General features: G+C 44.8%; 20 protein-coding genes. All 20 read left to right on the plus strand.

Translation table 11 applies throughout. The features are described 5' to 3' along the window. Nucleotides 1-106: IS110 family transposase (locus tag V3V99_12510; GenBank protein ID MEE9443479.1), on the plus strand; the 106-nt coding region annotated here is incomplete at its 5' end. Between the two features lie 294 nt (nt 107-400). Beyond that, nucleotides 401-1387, plus strand: coding sequence for an IS110 family transposase (locus tag V3V99_12515; GenBank protein MEE9443480.1), 987 nt, complete (start codon nt 401-403; stop codon nt 1385-1387). A gap of 392 nt (nt 1388-1779) precedes the next feature. Continuing rightward, nucleotides 1780-2532 carry a YebC/PmpR family DNA-binding transcriptional regulator gene (locus V3V99_12520; GenBank protein MEE9443481.1) on the plus strand — a complete coding sequence of 251 codons (753 nt, stop codon included), beginning with the start codon at nt 1780-1782 and terminating at the stop codon, nt 2530-2532. 1 nt (nt 2533) lies between these two features. Continuing rightward, nucleotides 2534-3022, plus strand: coding sequence for a crossover junction endodeoxyribonuclease RuvC (gene ruvC, locus V3V99_12525; protein MEE9443482.1), 489 nt, complete (start codon nt 2534-2536; stop codon nt 3020-3022). Continuing rightward, nucleotides 3019-3660: a Holliday junction branch migration protein RuvA gene (gene ruvA / locus V3V99_12530; GenBank protein ID MEE9443483.1), complete on the plus strand. Its 642-nt coding sequence runs from the start codon at nt 3019-3021 to the stop codon at nt 3658-3660. The genes ruvC and ruvA overlap by 4 nt, the downstream gene beginning before the upstream one ends. Continuing rightward, nucleotides 3657-4688, plus strand: a complete 1032-nt coding sequence (gene ruvB / locus V3V99_12535) for a Holliday junction branch migration DNA helicase RuvB (GenBank protein MEE9443484.1) — start codon at nt 3657-3659, stop codon at nt 4686-4688. The genes ruvA and ruvB overlap by 4 nt, the downstream gene beginning before the upstream one ends. Before the next feature lie 22 nt (nt 4689-4710). Then, a complete protein-coding gene (locus tag V3V99_12540) occupies nt 4711-4926 on the plus strand; it encodes a DUF2905 family protein (protein ID MEE9443485.1) in 216 nt (71 codons plus the stop codon). Continuing rightward, a complete protein-coding gene (gene queA, locus V3V99_12545) occupies nt 4923-5948 on the plus strand; it encodes a tRNA preQ1(34) S-adenosylmethionine ribosyltransferase-isomerase QueA (protein ID MEE9443486.1) in 1026 nt (341 codons plus the stop codon). Before V3V99_12540 ends, queA begins: the two co-directional genes overlap by 4 nt. A gap of 48 nt (nt 5949-5996) precedes the next feature. Then, entirely contained in the window at nt 5997-6695 is a 699-nt protein-coding gene (ispD, locus tag V3V99_12550) for a 2-C-methyl-D-erythritol 4-phosphate cytidylyltransferase (GenBank protein ID MEE9443487.1), read from the plus strand. Continuing rightward, complete coding sequence (gene ispF / locus V3V99_12555) at nt 6682-7167, plus strand: 2-C-methyl-D-erythritol 2,4-cyclodiphosphate synthase (protein MEE9443488.1); 486 nt, start codon at nt 6682-6684, stop codon at nt 7165-7167. The genes ispD and ispF overlap by 14 nt, the downstream gene beginning before the upstream one ends. After that, nucleotides 7164-7802 (plus strand): DedA family protein, encoded by a 639-nt coding sequence (locus V3V99_12560; GenBank protein ID MEE9443489.1) that lies wholly within the window; start codon nt 7164-7166, stop codon nt 7800-7802. The genes ispF and V3V99_12560 overlap by 4 nt, the downstream gene beginning before the upstream one ends. After that, nucleotides 7783-8817, plus strand: coding sequence for a D-alanine--D-alanine ligase (locus V3V99_12565; protein MEE9443490.1), 1035 nt, complete (start codon nt 7783-7785; stop codon nt 8815-8817). Before V3V99_12560 ends, V3V99_12565 begins: the two co-directional genes overlap by 20 nt. 1 nt (nt 8818) lies before the next feature. Further along, the gene (locus V3V99_12570) at nt 8819-9034 is read left to right on the plus strand and encodes a hypothetical protein (protein ID MEE9443491.1); all 216 of its coding nucleotides are present in this window, start codon (nt 8819-8821) and stop codon (nt 9032-9034) included. An 11-nt stretch (nt 9035-9045) separates the two neighbouring features. After that, complete coding sequence (locus V3V99_12575; GenBank protein MEE9443492.1) at nt 9046-9552, plus strand: HAD family hydrolase; 507 nt, start codon at nt 9046-9048, stop codon at nt 9550-9552. Between the two features lie 18 nt (nt 9553-9570). Further along, entirely contained in the window at nt 9571-10641 is a 1071-nt protein-coding gene (locus V3V99_12580; GenBank protein MEE9443493.1) for a M42 family metallopeptidase, read from the plus strand. Nucleotides 10642-10645: 4 nt separating this feature from the next. Beyond that, on the plus strand, nt 10646-12049 hold the full coding sequence (cysS, locus tag V3V99_12585; protein ID MEE9443494.1) for a cysteine--tRNA ligase: 1404 nt from the start codon (nt 10646-10648) through the stop codon (nt 12047-12049). A gap of 258 nt (nt 12050-12307) precedes the next feature. Further along, a complete protein-coding gene (locus V3V99_12590; GenBank protein MEE9443495.1) occupies nt 12308-13036 on the plus strand; it encodes a hypothetical protein in 729 nt (242 codons plus the stop codon). Nucleotides 13037-13054: 18 nt separating this feature from the next. Further along, complete coding sequence (locus tag V3V99_12595) at nt 13055-13972, plus strand: hypothetical protein (protein ID MEE9443496.1); 918 nt, start codon at nt 13055-13057, stop codon at nt 13970-13972. Nucleotides 13973-13989: 17 nt separating this feature from the next. Next, nucleotides 13990-14826 carry an MBL fold metallo-hydrolase gene (locus V3V99_12600; protein MEE9443497.1) on the plus strand — a complete coding sequence of 279 codons (837 nt, stop codon included), beginning with the start codon at nt 13990-13992 and terminating at the stop codon, nt 14824-14826. An 81-nt stretch (nt 14827-14907) separates the two neighbouring features. Continuing rightward, on the plus strand, nt 14908-16044 hold the full coding sequence (locus V3V99_12605) for a VCBS repeat-containing protein (GenBank protein MEE9443498.1): 1137 nt from the start codon (nt 14908-14910) through the stop codon (nt 16042-16044). Nucleotides 16045-16513: the final 469 nt, after the last annotated feature.

A 16513-nucleotide genomic window follows, 5' to 3' on the forward strand; every position in this document is an offset into this window, starting at 1 on the left:
AGGAAAAAGCAAAATGACCGCCTTGGTTGCAGTGATGAGGAAAATGATAACCATTCTTAACACGATGCTCGCAAAAAAAGAAAGGTGGAACCCTAAATTAGCTTGACATTAAAGACAGTCGCTACAAGACTGACAGAACATTTTTTTGGCTGGAGCCCGTTAGGCTCCATCCCTTGTATCTTAAATCCGGATAGTTATTATATTAGAGCGGATCGGGATGAAACTGATCCTTCCCTGAGGTTTTAAAACCTGTTTTGTAGATAAGTTCTCCCGATCCGTTCACAGGATTGCCAGACTCCGGACGGTATCTGAGGCGTTCGGTAACTGTCGAACAGCCTGCATTGACAAGGTTGGAGGCGGACATCCTTAAGTTACAGGAAGTATAATCAAGGAGGCGGTTATGGGCAAGTCGGTTTTCTACTTTGGCATTGATGTTGGAGCGAGTGAATTGTGGATTTCATCAGCGAGGACGCGCCCTCGGAAATTTAACCATAACAAAGCCGGCATTAAGGCTTTATGTCGCTGGAGCATCAAACAGTCCGATGGAGCAATGGCTCATTTGTGTATGGAAGCGACCGGTGTCTATAGTCGGCATGTTGCCATCCAGCTATATTCTCTGTCGGATGTCGAGGTCAGCATTGTCAATCCGGCCCGCATCAAAGCTTTCGCCAACGTTCAGATGCGCCGGAGTAAGACCGACATGATCGACGCCGAAGTAATCCGTTGTTTTGCCGAGAGTCAACACCCTGCCGTCTGGCAACCGACTCCAACGGTTATGCGACAATTGTACCAGTTGGTGGTTCATGCCGAGGCTCTTCAGCAATCGCTGATGCAATGGCGCAATCGGAAACATGCTCATCAGTTCACTGACGATTTGCCTTCGGCCGTGGCAAAGTCTCAGCGTGCCATAGAGCGTTCTTTGACTCGCCAGCTGCAAAATATTGAAGATGCAATCGGGCAACTCTGCGCGACCGATGCTGAGCTGGCTCGTCAAGTTGACCTGCTCGAAAGCATCCCCGGCATTGCCCGCAAGTCTGCCACCCGAATACTGGCCTTCGGCGGAGATTGGCTGACTCAGAGAACCCAAAAACAACTGATTGCCCATGCCGGGCTGGCCCCCCACCATCACCAGTCGGGAACTTCAGTCAGAGGAAAATCACGCATTGATAAACGAGGTAATCGACGCCTGAGAAAAACCCTCTTTATGCCCGCACTGACAGGAATTGTCAATAACCCCTCTTTAAACCGATTCTATCAAAACCTATTGAAAAAAGGAAAAACAAAAATGACCGCCCTAGTAGCCTCTATGAAAAAACTCCTCATCATAATTCAGGCTATCCTAAAAAAGAAAATACCATTTGACCCTAATTTTGCACTTGACTCATAAGACGGTATCTACGGTTCAACAATGACATCAACTCGAGAGTTGTCGGGGATGTCACAGGCAAAGGCCTGATTTTGCGCTGTCGCGCGGTGTATCCAATTAAGGAGATAATTCCAGGTTAAGTTGAATGAAGTCGGACTTTGTATGGATTCCTGCTTCCGCAGGAATGACAATGGCTGGCATTTGAGAATGAAAGCAATCTATTACTTCACTTTCCCCAAAGCAAGCTGTGGGCTACCAAATTCTTAATATGTCCTTCCTGCTGTAAATTGTTATTATCCGGGGTATTGTAAAAAGTGATTTTTTGGCGTATATTGGTATTGCCAATGGAGTATCTATTGGCTACTATAATATGTTAATCTTAATTAACCGTTTTTACATAAAACGGAGGAGTTATGTCCGGTCATTCAAAATGGGCCACGATTAAGCGCAAAAAAGGCAAAGCCGACGCGGCTCGAGGCCGCATGTTTACAAGGTTGATAAAAGAAATTACGGTTGTTGCACGGGACGGCGGCGGTGATCCTGAAAGCAATCCCCGTTTGCGCACGGCGATAGCAACCGCCAAAGCGGCAAATATGCCGGCGGATAATATTAAAAAAGCGATTCAAAAGGGAACCGGCGAACTTCCGGGGGCGGTTTACGAGGAAGCTACCTACGAAGGATACGGTCCCGGCGGGGTGGCGATATTTATCGATACGCTGACGGATAATAAAAACCGAACAGTGGCCGAAATCAGGTATGTCTTTTCCAAGCATAACGGCAATCTTGGCGAAAACGGTTGCGTCGCGTGGATGTTTGATACCAAGGGGATAATTACCATCAATAATGATGGTGTCGCTGAAGACGCTTTGATGGAAGCGGCGTTGGATGCCGGAGCTTCAGATATGGACAGCCAGGAAGACGCTTTTGAGATCACGACAGAACCGGGAGATTTGGAAACCGTTCGTGCCGCGCTTGAGAAGGCGGAATTTCCTATTATTGAAGCCGAGGTTCGCCGCTTACCTCAGAATACGGTCAAGCTGGAAAAAAAGAAGGCGGAAACTCTTTTGAGACTTTTGGACGGAATCGAAAATCAGGAAGATGTCCAGAGGGTCTCGGCTAATTTTGATATCGATGACAGCATAATGGAAAAATTGTCCGGCGGATGATATGCTCGTTTTAGGGATTGATCCCGGTTTGCGCACGGTGGGATATGGACTGGTTGATAATAAATCTGAAAAAATTAGTTTGATCGAGGGAGGCGTTTTACAACCCGATGTTGAAACCGATTTGGGAAACCGGATCGGGGCAATATTTTCAGGAATAACCGATATCATTACGGAATTCAAGCCGGATTTTATGGCTATGGAAGATTTGTATTCGCATTATAAGCATCCCAAAACAGCCGTAATTATGGCTCATGCCCGGGGCGCGATACTGGCCGCGGCAAGTCAGTTAAATATACCGGTCTCGCATTATCCGGCGACAATGATAAAGAATTCCCTGGTTGGACAGGGAAGAGCGACAAAAGAGCAGGTTCGCGAAATGGCATTGAGTATTCTCGGATTGGATGGCCCGGCGGAGCCGCTCGATACTTATGACGCAATCGCAGTAGCGCTATGTCATATTAATCAGAATTCAAGGAAAATATTAGCGTGATAAGTAAAATCCGAGGCAGAATCGACAGCGTTGGACTCGATTCGGTAACACTGGAGCTGGATGGGATATTTTACGAAGTATTGATACCCTCCGGATTGACCGAACCTCTACGGCGTCAGGCCCGAGAGGATAATCCGGTGACTTTATATACCCATTACTATATTGAATCATCAAGCAGCGCCGGGAATATGTTTCCAAGATTGATTGGCTTTACAGTATCTTCTGATAGAGAATTTTTTAAACTGTTTACTACGGTTTCGGGTATCGGGGTGCGGAAGGCATTGAAATGTTTGACGCTTCCGGTTCGGGATATTGCCCGCTCGATTGAAAATAAGGATACGTCACTGCTGAAGAAATTGCCCGGTATCGGTCCTCGCATGGCTGAGAAAATTGTCGCGGAATTGTCGGGTAAAACGGCGAAATTCGCGTTATCGCGCAGTGATCGTCCCCTTTCGATTCCCGATAAGCCAAAGGTCGATTTTGAGGATGAGGTTTTTGATGTACTGAGTCAACTCGGATATAAGCCCGCGGAAATTGACAATATGCTGAAAAGAGCGATGGAATCAAATCCCGATGTTAAATCAACCGAAGAGATGATGAATATAATTTTCACGATGGAAAATAAGGCGGTGACATGAAGCGCGACCGCGTTATCTCACCCGAAGCGGGAAAGCCCGACGAAGAAAAGGCGATATTATCTCTGCGTCCGGAAACGCTGGATGAGTATATCGGGCAGATCAATCTCGTTGAAAAAATGCGATTGTCAATTCAGGCCGCCAAAGGGCGCGATGAGCCGCACGAGCATATTCTTTTTTACGGTCCGCCGGGATTGGGCAAGACTACCCTGGCTTATATCCTGGCCAATGAAATGGGAGCCAGTATTGTCTGCGCCTCGGGGCCGTCGCTGACTCGGTCCGGTGATTTGATGGGCATCCTGACCAATCTCAAACGAGGCGATGTTTTATTTATTGATGAAATTCATCGGCTGAATCCGGTCGTGGAAGAATTTATTTATCCGGCTCTTGAAGATTTCCGAATTGAATTTTTGGTTGATAAAGGCGCTTTTTCCCGAGTCATAAATATGCCGTTGAAGCATTTTACAATGGTCGGGGCCACCACCCGGGCCGGGATGCTGTCAGCGCCGTTGCGCGATCGTTTTGGGATTTATCATCACATTGATTTCTATGAAACCGATGAATTGGCCCAGGTGGTCAGGCGTTCATCGAAGTTGATGGAGGTTGATATTGACGAGGAGGCGTCACTTATTATCGGAAGACGAAGCCGAGGGACTCCTCGGGTTGCCAATCGGTTATTAAGACGGGTCAGGGATTATTGCCAGGTCAAAGGAGATGGAACGATAAATGCTGATATCGCCGAAAAAGCCCTGACACTCGAAGGGATAGATAATATCGGGCTGGATAAGCTCGACCGGAGCTATATCCGAGTCATTATTGATTATTACAGGGGAGGACCCGTGGGGCTTGATACAATCGCGACAACTCTCAATGAGGAACGAGATACTCTGGTTGATATGGTTGAGCCGTATCTGTTGAAAATCGGACTTATCCAGAGAACCCGGCAGGGCAGAATCGCGACCGATATGGCTTATGAGCACCTGGGAATAAAAAAGGGTGAAACGTCGGGTCCTCAGGAATCTCTTTTCTAATCAATTTTTATGAGTCGATCTTATGCAGGCGTTGGGAAAATTCTTAATTCTATTTGGTGTGATTATTGTTATTGCCGGAATAATTATGATATTGGCTCCCAAGATTCCGTTTTTGGGTAAGCTCCCCGGAGATTTCAATTTTAGAGGGAAAAATTATTCGATATATTTTCCGCTGATGAGTTCGATTATTATATCCATTATTCTTACCATCATCCTCAACCTGTTTTTTAGAAAATGAAATTATCAGATTTTGATTATCAATTGCCCCCGGGATTAATCGCCCAATATCCGGCCGAAAAGCGGTCGGAATCCAGAATGCTGGTTCTTGACCGAAGCAATCATTCGATTTCTGACAGGTATTTTCATGAATTACCGGAGATAATTGATGATTCATTTTTTCTGGTAGTCAATGACAGCAGGGTATTCAAGGCGCGAATGTTTGGAAATCGTGCCACCGGGGGAAAGGTGGAAATTTTCCTTGTCCGATGCGATAATAATAATCGATGGATAGCACTTTTGCGGCCTTCGGGCAGAATCAAAAAAAACGAGAAGATATATTTTTCAGAAAAACTATACATTACCGTTGTGGATGATCCCGGGCCGGTTGAAAGGATGATTGAATTTGTTTCCGGCGAAATTGAAAATGAGATAATCGAAAAGTTTGGGCTGGTACCACTGCCTCCCTATATCAAACGCGAAGCGACCGAAGAGGACATAAGCCGATATCAAACCGTTTACGCCGAGTCATCCGGTTCGGTGGCGGCTCCGACGGCCGGACTGCATTTTGATGAGCCTATAATCGATAAGCTGAATTCCAGGGGAATATCAATAGAAAAATTGACTCTTCATGTCGGCCCCGGGACATTTAAACCGGTAACATCCGAAAATATTGAAGATCATATAATTGACGCCGAAATGGCTCATATTTCGGATGAGACCGCGGATGCGATAAATGAGAAAAAGGCTCGGGGGAAGAAGCTTCTTGCCGTCGGTACGACTTCGATTAGGACTCTGGAATATGCTGTGGATGACAATGGCTTACTTAAACCAATCGTTCAGTTTGTTGATTTATTTATTTATCCCCCATACGATTATAAAATCGTGAATTGCATGATAACTAATTTTCATTTGCCCAAAACTTCGCTTTTGATGCTGGTGTCCGCCTTTTGCGGCAGAGGATTTTTGCTGGAGGCGTATCAGCATGCGGTCGAGGAAAAGTATCGATTTTATAGTTATGGCGATTGTATGCTGATTTTGTGAAACTGATTTGCCTTTACCCGACGCAAAAACTGTATTATTATAGCGCTTATGAAGACTTATGCTCTAATAGTCGCTGGTGGCAGCGGAAGAAGATTCGGCGGGGAAATTCCCAAACAATATCAATTGGTCGCCGGAAAACCGGTCATGAGCTGGACAATATCCCGGTTTGAGGGGGCATCGACTATTGATAAGATCGTTATCGTTGTCGCCGAAGAATATCTTCTGTATGTCAATAATCAGATCGTTAATCCTTATGATTTCAAGAAGGTTTTCAAAATCGTCCCGGGGGGCGAGACGAGAATGGAATCGGTGATGAAGGGTCTGGAATCGTTGCCCATATCTGCCGGTTTTGTGGCCGTGCATGACGCTGTCAGGCCTCTGGTGAAATCGTCGGATATAGATTTGGCTGTCCTTGAGGCCCGTAATAACCGGGCCGCGATATTAGGGCGATCGATTTCTGAAACGATTAAGCGCGCCAAGGATGGAATGATTATGGCGACGGTTGACCGGGATAATTTATATCTCGCCGAAACTCCCCAGGTTTTTCAATATGATCTTTTAAAAGAAGCGTATTTGAAGGGAAAGGAAAAGGGTATTGAGCCAACCGATGACGCTTCGCTGGTGGAGAGTCTGGGCTTTATGGTCAAGCTGATTCCGTCCTCCGCTCCCAATCCGAAACTGACAACACAGGATGATCTGGAATACATTACAATGATATTGGAAGGAGAAGCCGGTGTCAGATTATAGAATCGGTAATGGATTTGACGTGCATGCCTTTGCCAAAGATCGCAAATTGATATTAGGTGGAATTGAAATCGAATACGAATTGGGACTCTCCGGGCATAGCGACGCCGATGTTTTAGTCCATGCCGTTATTGACGCTCTATTGGGGGCAGTGGGATTGGGCGATATCGGCCGGCATTATCCTGATAGTGATGAAACGTATCGCAATATTGATTCGATGTTTTTGCTTGAAGATACCGTTTTGAAAGTGAAATCGGGGGGCTGGAGTATTTCCAATGTCGACGCGACGGTGATTGCCCAAAGGCCGAAACTATCGGAATATATTGATCAAATGCGTGAGCGGTTGGCCGGAGTATTACAGATTGATAACAGCCGGGTTAATGTCAAGGCGACGACTACTGAAAAACTCGGATTTACCGGACGGGAAGAAGGGATTGCCGCGCTGGCAACGGCGGCCGTATATAAAGCGATATGATTGAATTCTTATCTGCCGGTTTTAATGAAATGCTGGCAATGGTTGACAGCGTTGATCCATTGTACATCTATTTAATCCTTTTTGGCATCGCCTTTTTTGAAAATATTTTTCCTCCGATTCCGGGTGATACTTTTACTATCGTGGGAGGGTACCTGGCGGCAATCGGAAAATTGAGCCTCATTCCGACGGCGTTGTTCATTACTCTGGGAACTATATCTTCGGTAATGCTGATATATATATTGGGATACCGGGGCGGTAAGGAATTCTTTGAAAGGAAAAACTATAGATTTTTTAATGCCCGAGACGTTAATCGGGTCGATAGCTGGTTCGATAAGTACGGAGCGTTGACTTTGCTCGTTAGCCGCTTTATCGTCGGCGCGCGAGTGGCGGTCGCCATTGGCGCCGGGATCAGCCGGTATCCTTCACCTCGGATGTTTATTTATTCCTATATTTCGGGCGTCTTGTTTCATGGAGTATTAATAGCTCTGGCATATCTTTTTCACGCCTATGTGGATAATATTGTCGAGTGGTTTAATCTTTATTCCAAAATAGTCTTGGTCGTAGTCGGGGGGCTTGTTATAATTTGGGTCGTTTTTGTAATCAGGCGGATAATTCATGGAAGACAAAAAACTTAAAATCATCGTATTGGCCGGAGGCGAATCGGGCGAGCGGGATGTGTCGCTCGAATCAGCCAGGGAAATTGCCAGTTCTCTGATATCAACCGGGAATTCGGTTCGCGTCATTGATACTTTGTCGGGCGAATTCTTTGAAGAGTCCTTTATTCACGGGACTGAGAAAATTACATCCGAGGATTACTCCATCCCCAAAGTAGCTCAATCGCAAGGTATGGGAAAATTAATCGGTAATCTCACCGTGGCTCGCGAATCCGGATTGGATGTCGTGTTTAACGGCCTGCATGGCGGTTATGGCGAAGATGGCACCTTTCAGGCATTATTAGAATTCATGCGGATTCCTTATACCGGATCGCCCATGGCGGCTTCGGCAATTGCGATGAACAAGGATATTTCCAAACGGATTATGAAAACTCTGAAAACCCCTACAGCGTATTGGAAAACGTTTGAGACAGGGCAACAGGTTGTCGGGATGGTAAATCAGATAACGACCCAGTTTGATATGCCCGTGATTATTAAGCCGGTGGATTGCGGTTCGACAGTCGGGCTGTCGCTGGTTGAAGATTCCGGGGAATTGGCGTCAGCTTTGGAAATGGCTTTTACGGCATCCAATCAGATTATGGCCGAATCATATTTTTCCGGCAGGGAGATTACAATCGCGGTCCTGAACGGGTTGACGTTGCCTCCGGTGGAGATTAAACCGGAGCATAAATTGTATGATTATACGTGCAAATACACCAAAGGAAAATCGCAGTATTTTTGTCCGGCCGATATTGATAACGAGATCACGGAAAGGCTATCGCAGGATGCCGCCTGGTTATATGAAACTATCGGATGCCGGGGATATGCCCGGGTCGATTTCATAGTCAAAGACGCTGATGATTATATTTGCCTGGAGCTAAATACATTACCCGGTATGACTGAATTGTCACTCTTTCCGATGGCGGCCAAGGAAGCCGGGATTTCTTTTGATGAATTACTTGTGAAACTATGTCATCTGGCAATGGATAAGGAATAGCATGCGATATCACAACATCAAGGGCGTGATTTTCGATCTGGGATCGACTTTGATTGAATTCGAGCATCGTCCCTGGCCGGAAATTACTCAGGAAGCTCAGGAAATCGGATACCGGCAGCTGGTAGAGAATAACGGGAATATGCCGGATTTTGGAACTTTTAATGGCCGCCTGGAAGAGATAAAAAATGAGTACCGCGTAGCGGCAATAAAACTCTGAAAGAATGGAAAATTAACGCGGCATTTGAAAAGTTGTTAACGGAGTTTGAAATTAACAATCCGGTTGAACAAAGCCAGAAATTTGTCACGACGTTTTATGAAATCGTTCGCAGGGGAATCACTCTTTGCGATGGTGTGTGTGAAACTTTGCATGGATTGAAAGAGCGTAGCCTTCCGATGGGAATAATATCCAATACGATTTTTCCCGGCGAGGAACATGATGTTGATTTGATAAATTACGAGATTATGCCGTATTTTGATTTTCGGGTATATTCCTGTGATGTTGGGTGGCGCAAACCTCGACCGGAAATATATCGAGAGGGTTTGAAGCTTATCGATTTGCCTCCGGAAAATACGGTTTATGTCGGTGATAGATATATCGAGGACGTCCGCGGCCCGCAGGAACTCGGAATGAACGGCGTTTTGAAATACCGGGAAGGCCGGGAATACCCTGAACCGATGCCGGAAGGATTTCCGGTGATACATCGTTTGGATGAATTGTTGAAAATTATCGCATAATTATAGGAAGGAAGAGTTATGGATTTTACGCAGGAATTATTGAGAGACATGACCAATGCTTATGGACCTTCGGGGCATGAGGATGAAATTACGAAGGTGATGGCGTCATATTTGGAGGGTCTGGGCGAAATACAATATGATAAGCTGGGCTCGATAATGGCCGAGATGAAGGGAACCGCCGATTCTCCCCGGGTATTGGTGGACTCGCACATGGATGAAATCGGGTTTATGGTCAAGGAGATTACCAAGGGAGGTTTTATCAAATTCCTGTCGCTGGGTGGATGGTGGGGGCATGTCGCGTTGGGGCAACGGATGAAAATCCTGACCAAAAAAGGTCCGGTGCTGGGAGTTATCGGGAGTAAACCGCCGCATTTATTAAAGCCCGAAGAAAGAAAAAAAGTGATGGATATCGCGGATATGTTTATCGATGTCGGCGGGATGGAAAAATTCGATATAACCAAAAAGCTGGGGATTGAGGTTGGCGACGCGATTGTCCCCGATAGTGAATTTACCATAATGAATAATAAAAATATCTACATGGCCAAGGCGATTGATAATCGTATTGCCTGCGCACTTGTGGTCGAGGCGATGCGTAAACTTAAAAAGGGGAAACATCCTAACCTGGTTATCGGGGCGGGGTCGGTTCAGGAAGAGGTCGGATTGCGGGGCGCCAATACGGTTGCTTACGTTTCCAAACCGGATGTCGCGATTGTTATTGATGTCGGCATTGCCTTGGATGTTCCCGGATATAAAGGTCGGCCGGAAAAGTTTGGCGGCGGGCCGTCGATATTAATTTATGAGGGCGGCATGATCCCCAATACACGCTTAAGAAAATTATTTATGGATACGGCCAAAAGACTGAAAATACCGTATAATCTTTCATATATGGAACGGGGTTCGGGGGACGGTTCGCGGATTCACCTGAGCCGCAGCGGCGTGCCCTCGATTTATATCGGACCTCCGACGAGGTACATTCACAGCCATAATTCGATGATGTACCGCAAGGATTATGACAACACCCTGAAATTAATTGTGGAAGTTGTCAAGAAACTCGATAAGAAAACGGTCGCGTCTTTGACCGCGAGGTGATGTGATGGCATTGAGATTTTTTAATACGATGACTCGAATCAAGGAAGAGTTCCGTCCGATCGAAGACGGTCATGTGCGGATGTACACCTGCGGACCGACTTTATATGATTTTTCTCATATCGGTAATATGCGAACTTTTATCTTTGAGGATATCCTGCGCCGCTATCTGAAATATAAAGGATACAAAGTTACCCAGGTGATGAACCTGACTGATATTGATGATAAAACTATCAAGGCATCAAAAGAGCAGGGTCTTTCTTTGAGTGAATATACGGAGAAATACAAAAAGGCCTTCTTTGAAGATCTGGATACTCTGAATTTTGATCGGGCCGAAGACTATCCGGCGGCGACGGAACATATCCCTGAGATGGTGGCGATGGTCAGGAAACTGCTCGACAAGGGATATGCCTATGAAGCGGGCGGAGATATCTATTTTAGAATTTCCAAAAAGGATGACTACGGAAAGCTGTCGCATATGAAGCTGGAGGATTTGCGGGCCGGAGCCAGCGAGCGGGTGGCGACTGATGAGTATGAAAAAGAAAGCGCCACCGATTTTGCTTTGTGGAAAGGCTGGGATGAGGCCGACGGAGATGTATTCTGGGAAACCGAAATCGGCAAAGGCCGGCCCGGATGGCATATTGAGTGCTCGGCGATGTCGATGAAATACCTCGGCGAGCATTTTGATATTCATACCGGCGGAGTCGATAATATTTTTCCGCATCACGAAAATGAAATCGCGCAATCGGAAGCGACGACAGGCAAACCATTCGCCAACTACTGGCTGCACAGCGCGCATCTGAAATTAAAAGAAGACAAGATGTCGAAATCGCTGGGGAATTTCTATATTCTGCGTGATATTCTCGATAAGGGATACTCGCCCGTTGCTATTCGGTATCTTCTGATATCGACGCATTACCGGATGCAGCTTGTCTTTTCGTTTGATATTCTCGATGCCGCCCGTGAAGGCGTAAAACGGTATAATGATTTTATCGATAACCTGAGTGACGTTACCTCGGATAAAAACGGGGGAGAGGCGTCCGGTTTGATCGACAAAGCCAAAACCGATTTTGTTGAGGCTCTTGATGATGATTTGAATATTTCCGAGGCGTTTGGGGTTGTCTTTAATATTATTCGGGATATCAATCGCTTGAAAGCGGAAAACAAATTGTCCATGGCCGAAGCGGATGCCGTTCTGGAAGCGATGGATGGATTCGACACTGTTTTTGGACTCCGCAAGAAAGATGACGCTGCTCTGGATTCTGAGATTGAGGCGATGATCGAGGCTCGCAATCAGGCTCGTAAAGATAAAAACTGGTCCGAAGCCGACCGCATCCGCGATGAGCTATTGGCCCAGGGCATCATCCTCGAAGACACTCCGACTGGGGTTAAATGGAAGAGGAAGATGTAGGGGGAATTGCTATCAGGTCACACACCTCTCGGCGCAGGATTTAACAGAACGGCAAAACCCCAAATATAAAGAGAGGGCAATATCAAAATAAAAAGAGAATTTATTCTTATTTGTTTGCTCGCGATAATGGCAGGCATATCCTTCTCTCAGGAAAATGATTTCCCAAAACTGGCCGGTCCTTACCTGGGCCAGGAACCGCCGGATAAAACACCGATTATTTTTGCTCCCGGAATAGTATCAACTGATAGTGATTTCGAATTGGGCATTACAATTTCACCTGATGGGAAAGAGATTCTCTTTACGAGACGCTTAGAAGGTACGAAGCAAAACCGCATTTACTATATGAAATATGAGAATGGATATTGGTTAAAGCCTCAGCTTTCTCCTTTCAGCGACGGCAATAGAGAATCTGAGGCCAACTTTTCTCCAGATGGCAAAACGATATTCTTCAATTCCAGAAGACCGCTTCCTGCCAACATAACAACAAATAATCAAATGAATGTTTGGTTTGTTCAAAAAGAAGATGGGGTATGGAAAGAAAGCAAAGTTTTGGGACCGCCTGTTAGCGATATGAAACCTATGTTTGTGACCCAGGCGAAGGATGGGACAATATATTTTACAGGTAACATTGATAGAGGGATTTACAAAGCAGAGTACAGGGCTGGGGAATACGCCCAGCCGGAAAGACTCCCCGATGAAATAAACGGTCGAAATTGGGCAGGACATCCATTCATTGATCCTGATGAAAAGTTTATCCTTTTCGATTCGAATATTGACCAGGAAGGCACGAAAAATCTGTATATCAGTTTCGGGAATGAGCAAGGTAGTTGGAGTCCCTCAATCAATATTAACAAATATATCGATTTCCCGAAACATGCCGCTATTCCACATATTACTTTTGACGGTGAATACTTGTTTTTTAGCTCAGAGGGAGATATCTATTGGATTTGTGCAAAAATTATAGAAGATCTGAAACCGAAAAAATGAAGTAGTAAGGATATCAAAATGAAAAGAGAATTTATTATTGTTTGTTTGCTCGCGATAATGGCAGGCATATCTTTTCCTCAGGAAAGTGATTTCCCTATGCTCACCGGTCCTTACCTGGGTCAGGAACCGCCGGATAAAACACCGGCAAAATTTCCCTTCGCTTATATGCATCCGGGGTACAAACTTCACAGTGCGCCGGTTTTCACACCCGACGGCAAAGAGGTCTATTTTTCGGCAATGGATTTCAGTATTCGTTACTCCGAAAAGATATTCGTAATGAAAATGATTGATGATATTTGGACTTCTCCTCGGGTTGCCTCATTTTCCGGTGATTCTTTTGATGGCTCACCTTCAATATCAGGAGATGGCAAATATTTGATTTTTTCCTCGGCAAGGAAACTGAACGGGGATGGAATGAATGAAACCGGGGAGAGAAATATTTGGTATGTGGAAAGAATAAGCGATGGCTGGAGTTCGCCCAAACCACTCAATTTTAGAACTCCGGGGTGGGAAAATGGAAGTGATCTGTCTGAACCCGGGAATCTTTTTTTCGATTCGCGTGACATTTATAAAATAAAATTTCCACCGGACGAACAACATCATGCTGAAAAATTAGGAAACTCCATAAACTCCAGCGCAACCGAATTGCATCCATGCGTTGCTCCGGATGAACGATTCATCGTTTTTTATTCGAGCAGGCCCGGTCACTACGGAACCGAAGGCGGTGATTTATATATCAGCTTTAAAAATCAGAACGGGACCTGGAAACAAGCAATAAACCTGGGAGAACAATTTAATAAGGGACATTTATCGACCAGTTTTCCGCGATTATCGCCGGACGGGAAATATTTTTTCTTTCTTAAGTTAGTGTCTATTCCCTGGCAATGCGAGGTATTCTGGGTTTCGGTTGATGCTCTGGATGATTTGAATAAATAGTCAAACAGGAGCCGGAAGTGAGATTATTTTTTCAATTTCTGCTTTCGCTGGGTATAATATCAGGTTTTTCCTCCGGAGTTGGAGGTCAGGAAAAGCTAATCAATGCCAACGAAATTTCATTCACGATTCTTTACAACGACGTGCCTTTAAACGATTCATTTGTCGGTGACCAGGGTTTTTCATGTTTGATTGAGATCGCGGACCATTTCTATTTGTTTGATGGAGGAAGAATTGCAGAAATTCTCGCGAAAAATGCCGAAGCATTGGGTTTGGACTGTTCCAGGATAGATTTTATTTTTATTTCTCACCTTCATTCGGATCATATCGGAGGATTACCAGGCATTATAGAAAAATGCGATAGACCCGCATTATATCTTCCGTTTTCATTTCCCGAAAATCAGTCTCCGAAAGGACGGGATTATGTCGTTGGAAAACTTGAAAAAGTAAAACAATATGTTTCGGATACTATTCAGATAATGGAACCGTTCAAACTAAATGAGCATTTTCATTCAACGGGAATGTTTGAAGATCAAACGTACGAGCAAGCGTTAATCATCAATACAACGAATGGATTAATCATATTAACCGGATGTTCCCATCCCGGAATTGTCGAAATTGTTCGGCGGGCTAAGTCTTTGATGAAGAAAGAAATTTATTTTGTGATGGGCGGATTTCACCTTGCAGTTACCGATTCTGAACAAGTTCAAAGTATTGCTAATGAATTACGGGGCTTGACAAAATATATGGCTCCATGTCACTGCACGGGTGAAAAAGCCCGGGAAATATTCAAAAATGTTTTTAAGGATGATTACATCGAAATAAAAACCGGCCTTACTTTCAAAGTCGCCAAATGAAAGAGGAAGATGTAGGGGGAATAGAATTTACCAGGTCACAATTTCGCTACGCGAATCCACTAACTGATGGGAATGTAAATTATGATAAACAATATTATGCCCGTATTAGTTACGATAGGTTTTCTGTTTTGCGGGATAGCTGCAGATGTTTGCTCGTGTGATCAGTTGACTTTCGGAATAAGCGAACAGGCTTTTGATACGACTATTACCCAGACAATAGCTATCGGGGACCTCGACCACGATGGTGACCTTGATGCTGTGTTTTGCAATATGGCTTATTGTAATAGCCAGGTTTGGCTAAATGACGGTAAAGGTTTTTTTACTAATTCCGAGCAAATACTGACAAACCTCGGCCACGGCGTTGACTTGGGCGATATGGATAATGATGGCGACCTCGATATTCTTATTTCATGTGGCCGGTACACCGATGACAACGACGTTCTGCACACAGCCCCGAGCAAAGTCTACATCAACGATGGCAAAGCGAATTTCCATGACTCTGGTCAGGATTTTGGCGACAAGGATATGGCGGGAAATAATGCAGAGCTGCATGATATTGATAATGATGGTGATCTGGACGCAGTTATCTATTACCATAAAGATAAAAATAAGATCTATCTGAATGACGGAGCAGCGCATTTCAAAGATGTTGAAATGACCTATCCCGACAATGCATTCTGGGGAGATTTAGACCGCGATAACGATGTTGATATATTTGTAAGGCAAACAGGACTGGGGTATATAACATTGCTTAATGACGGCAACGGGAACTTTGTCGAAAAGTACGAACTGTCTGATACAATGGCGACCGGCGGCCGGACACTTCTTGTTGATGTTGACAGCGATGGTGATTTAGACGCCTTGGTTTCAATCGCGGGGAAAGACAATAAGTCATTAGTTGAAATATTTCTGAATAATGCCCGTGGACAATTCCGAAAATCGGAACAAGTCGTATCTTTAGAGGGACGAATTATTAATATTGTGTCGAATGATTTTAACAACGACAACTATCCTGATTTGTTGATTTCTATAATGGGGCAACCTTATCGATTATGGATGAATAATGGATTTGGTGGCTTTGTCTCGTGTAAGGAACATTTTGGGCAGCCGGTCAGATTTGGAAAAGTGGTTATAGGTGATCTGGATAACGATTCCGATCTTGATATCTTTATCGCTAATTACTGGTGGGGAGTAAGTGAAATTTGGATTAATCAATAAACTTCGAAAAAAAATGATTTCAAATCTTAGTTTTTCAGGTTTTGGGTGTCTGGTACCCACTTACTTTTACGAGACCTACGACCTATCCAAAAAACAAATGATGAGCTTCTGGCTCAAGGCATCATTCTCGAAGACACTCCGACGGGCGTGAAGTGGAAAAGGAAGATGTAGAGGAGATAGGAGACGATGGAAGAAAATTTACATTCTTATTGTTCGGTGGGCGGCAGACGTCCTCGTTGTTCTGTGTCAAGACATAGTTTACAGTTTGTATCAGGACATCCTTTACACCTCAGATTTATGAAACAGGAGTAATCAGAGATTTAGTCCTGCCCGTTGGGCTCTTTCCCTTGTATCTTAAATCCGGATAGTTATTATATTAGAGCGGATCGGGATGAAACTGATCCTTCCCTGAGGTTTTAAAACCTGTTTTGTAGATAAGTTCTCCCGATCCGTTCACAGGATTGCCAGA

The sequence above is a fragment of the Candidatus Zixiibacteriota bacterium genome (assembly GCA_036480375.1).
Lineage (GTDB): Bacteria > Zixibacteria > MSB-5A5 > GN15 > JAAZOE01 > JAZGGI01.

Bases quoted from the DNA above. Each gene is read 5' to 3' on its own strand.
- V3V99_12515 (MEE9443480.1), top strand. From the start codon at position 401: ATGGGCAAGTCGGTTTTCTACTTTGGCATTGATGTTGGAGCGAGTGAA.
- V3V99_12595 (MEE9443496.1), top strand. From the start codon at position 13,055: ATGAAAAGAGAATTTATTATTGTTTGTTTGCTCGCGATAATGGCAGGC.
- ispD (MEE9443487.1), top strand. From the start codon at position 5,997: ATGAAGACTTATGCTCTAATAGTCGCTGGTGGCAGCGGAAGAAGATTC.
- V3V99_12540 (MEE9443485.1), top strand. From the start codon at position 4,711: ATGCAGGCGTTGGGAAAATTCTTAATTCTATTTGGTGTGATTATTGTT.
- queA (MEE9443486.1), top strand. From the start codon at position 4,923: ATGAAATTATCAGATTTTGATTATCAATTGCCCCCGGGATTAATCGCC.
- ruvB (MEE9443484.1), top strand. From the start codon at position 3,657: ATGAAGCGCGACCGCGTTATCTCACCCGAAGCGGGAAAGCCCGACGAA.
- V3V99_12605 (MEE9443498.1), top strand. From the start codon at position 14,908: ATGATAAACAATATTATGCCCGTATTAGTTACGATAGGTTTTCTGTTT.
- V3V99_12560 (MEE9443489.1), top strand. From the start codon at position 7,164: ATGATTGAATTCTTATCTGCCGGTTTTAATGAAATGCTGGCAATGGTT.
- ruvC (MEE9443482.1), top strand. From the start codon at position 2,534: ATGCTCGTTTTAGGGATTGATCCCGGTTTGCGCACGGTGGGATATGGA.
- V3V99_12565 (MEE9443490.1), top strand. From the start codon at position 7,783: ATGGAAGACAAAAAACTTAAAATCATCGTATTGGCCGGAGGCGAATCG.
- V3V99_12520 (MEE9443481.1), top strand. From the start codon at position 1,780: ATGTCCGGTCATTCAAAATGGGCCACGATTAAGCGCAAAAAAGGCAAA.
- V3V99_12570 (MEE9443491.1), top strand. From the start codon at position 8,819: ATGCGATATCACAACATCAAGGGCGTGATTTTCGATCTGGGATCGACT.
- V3V99_12580 (MEE9443493.1), top strand. From the start codon at position 9,571: ATGGATTTTACGCAGGAATTATTGAGAGACATGACCAATGCTTATGGA.
- cysS (MEE9443494.1), top strand. From the start codon at position 10,646: ATGGCATTGAGATTTTTTAATACGATGACTCGAATCAAGGAAGAGTTC.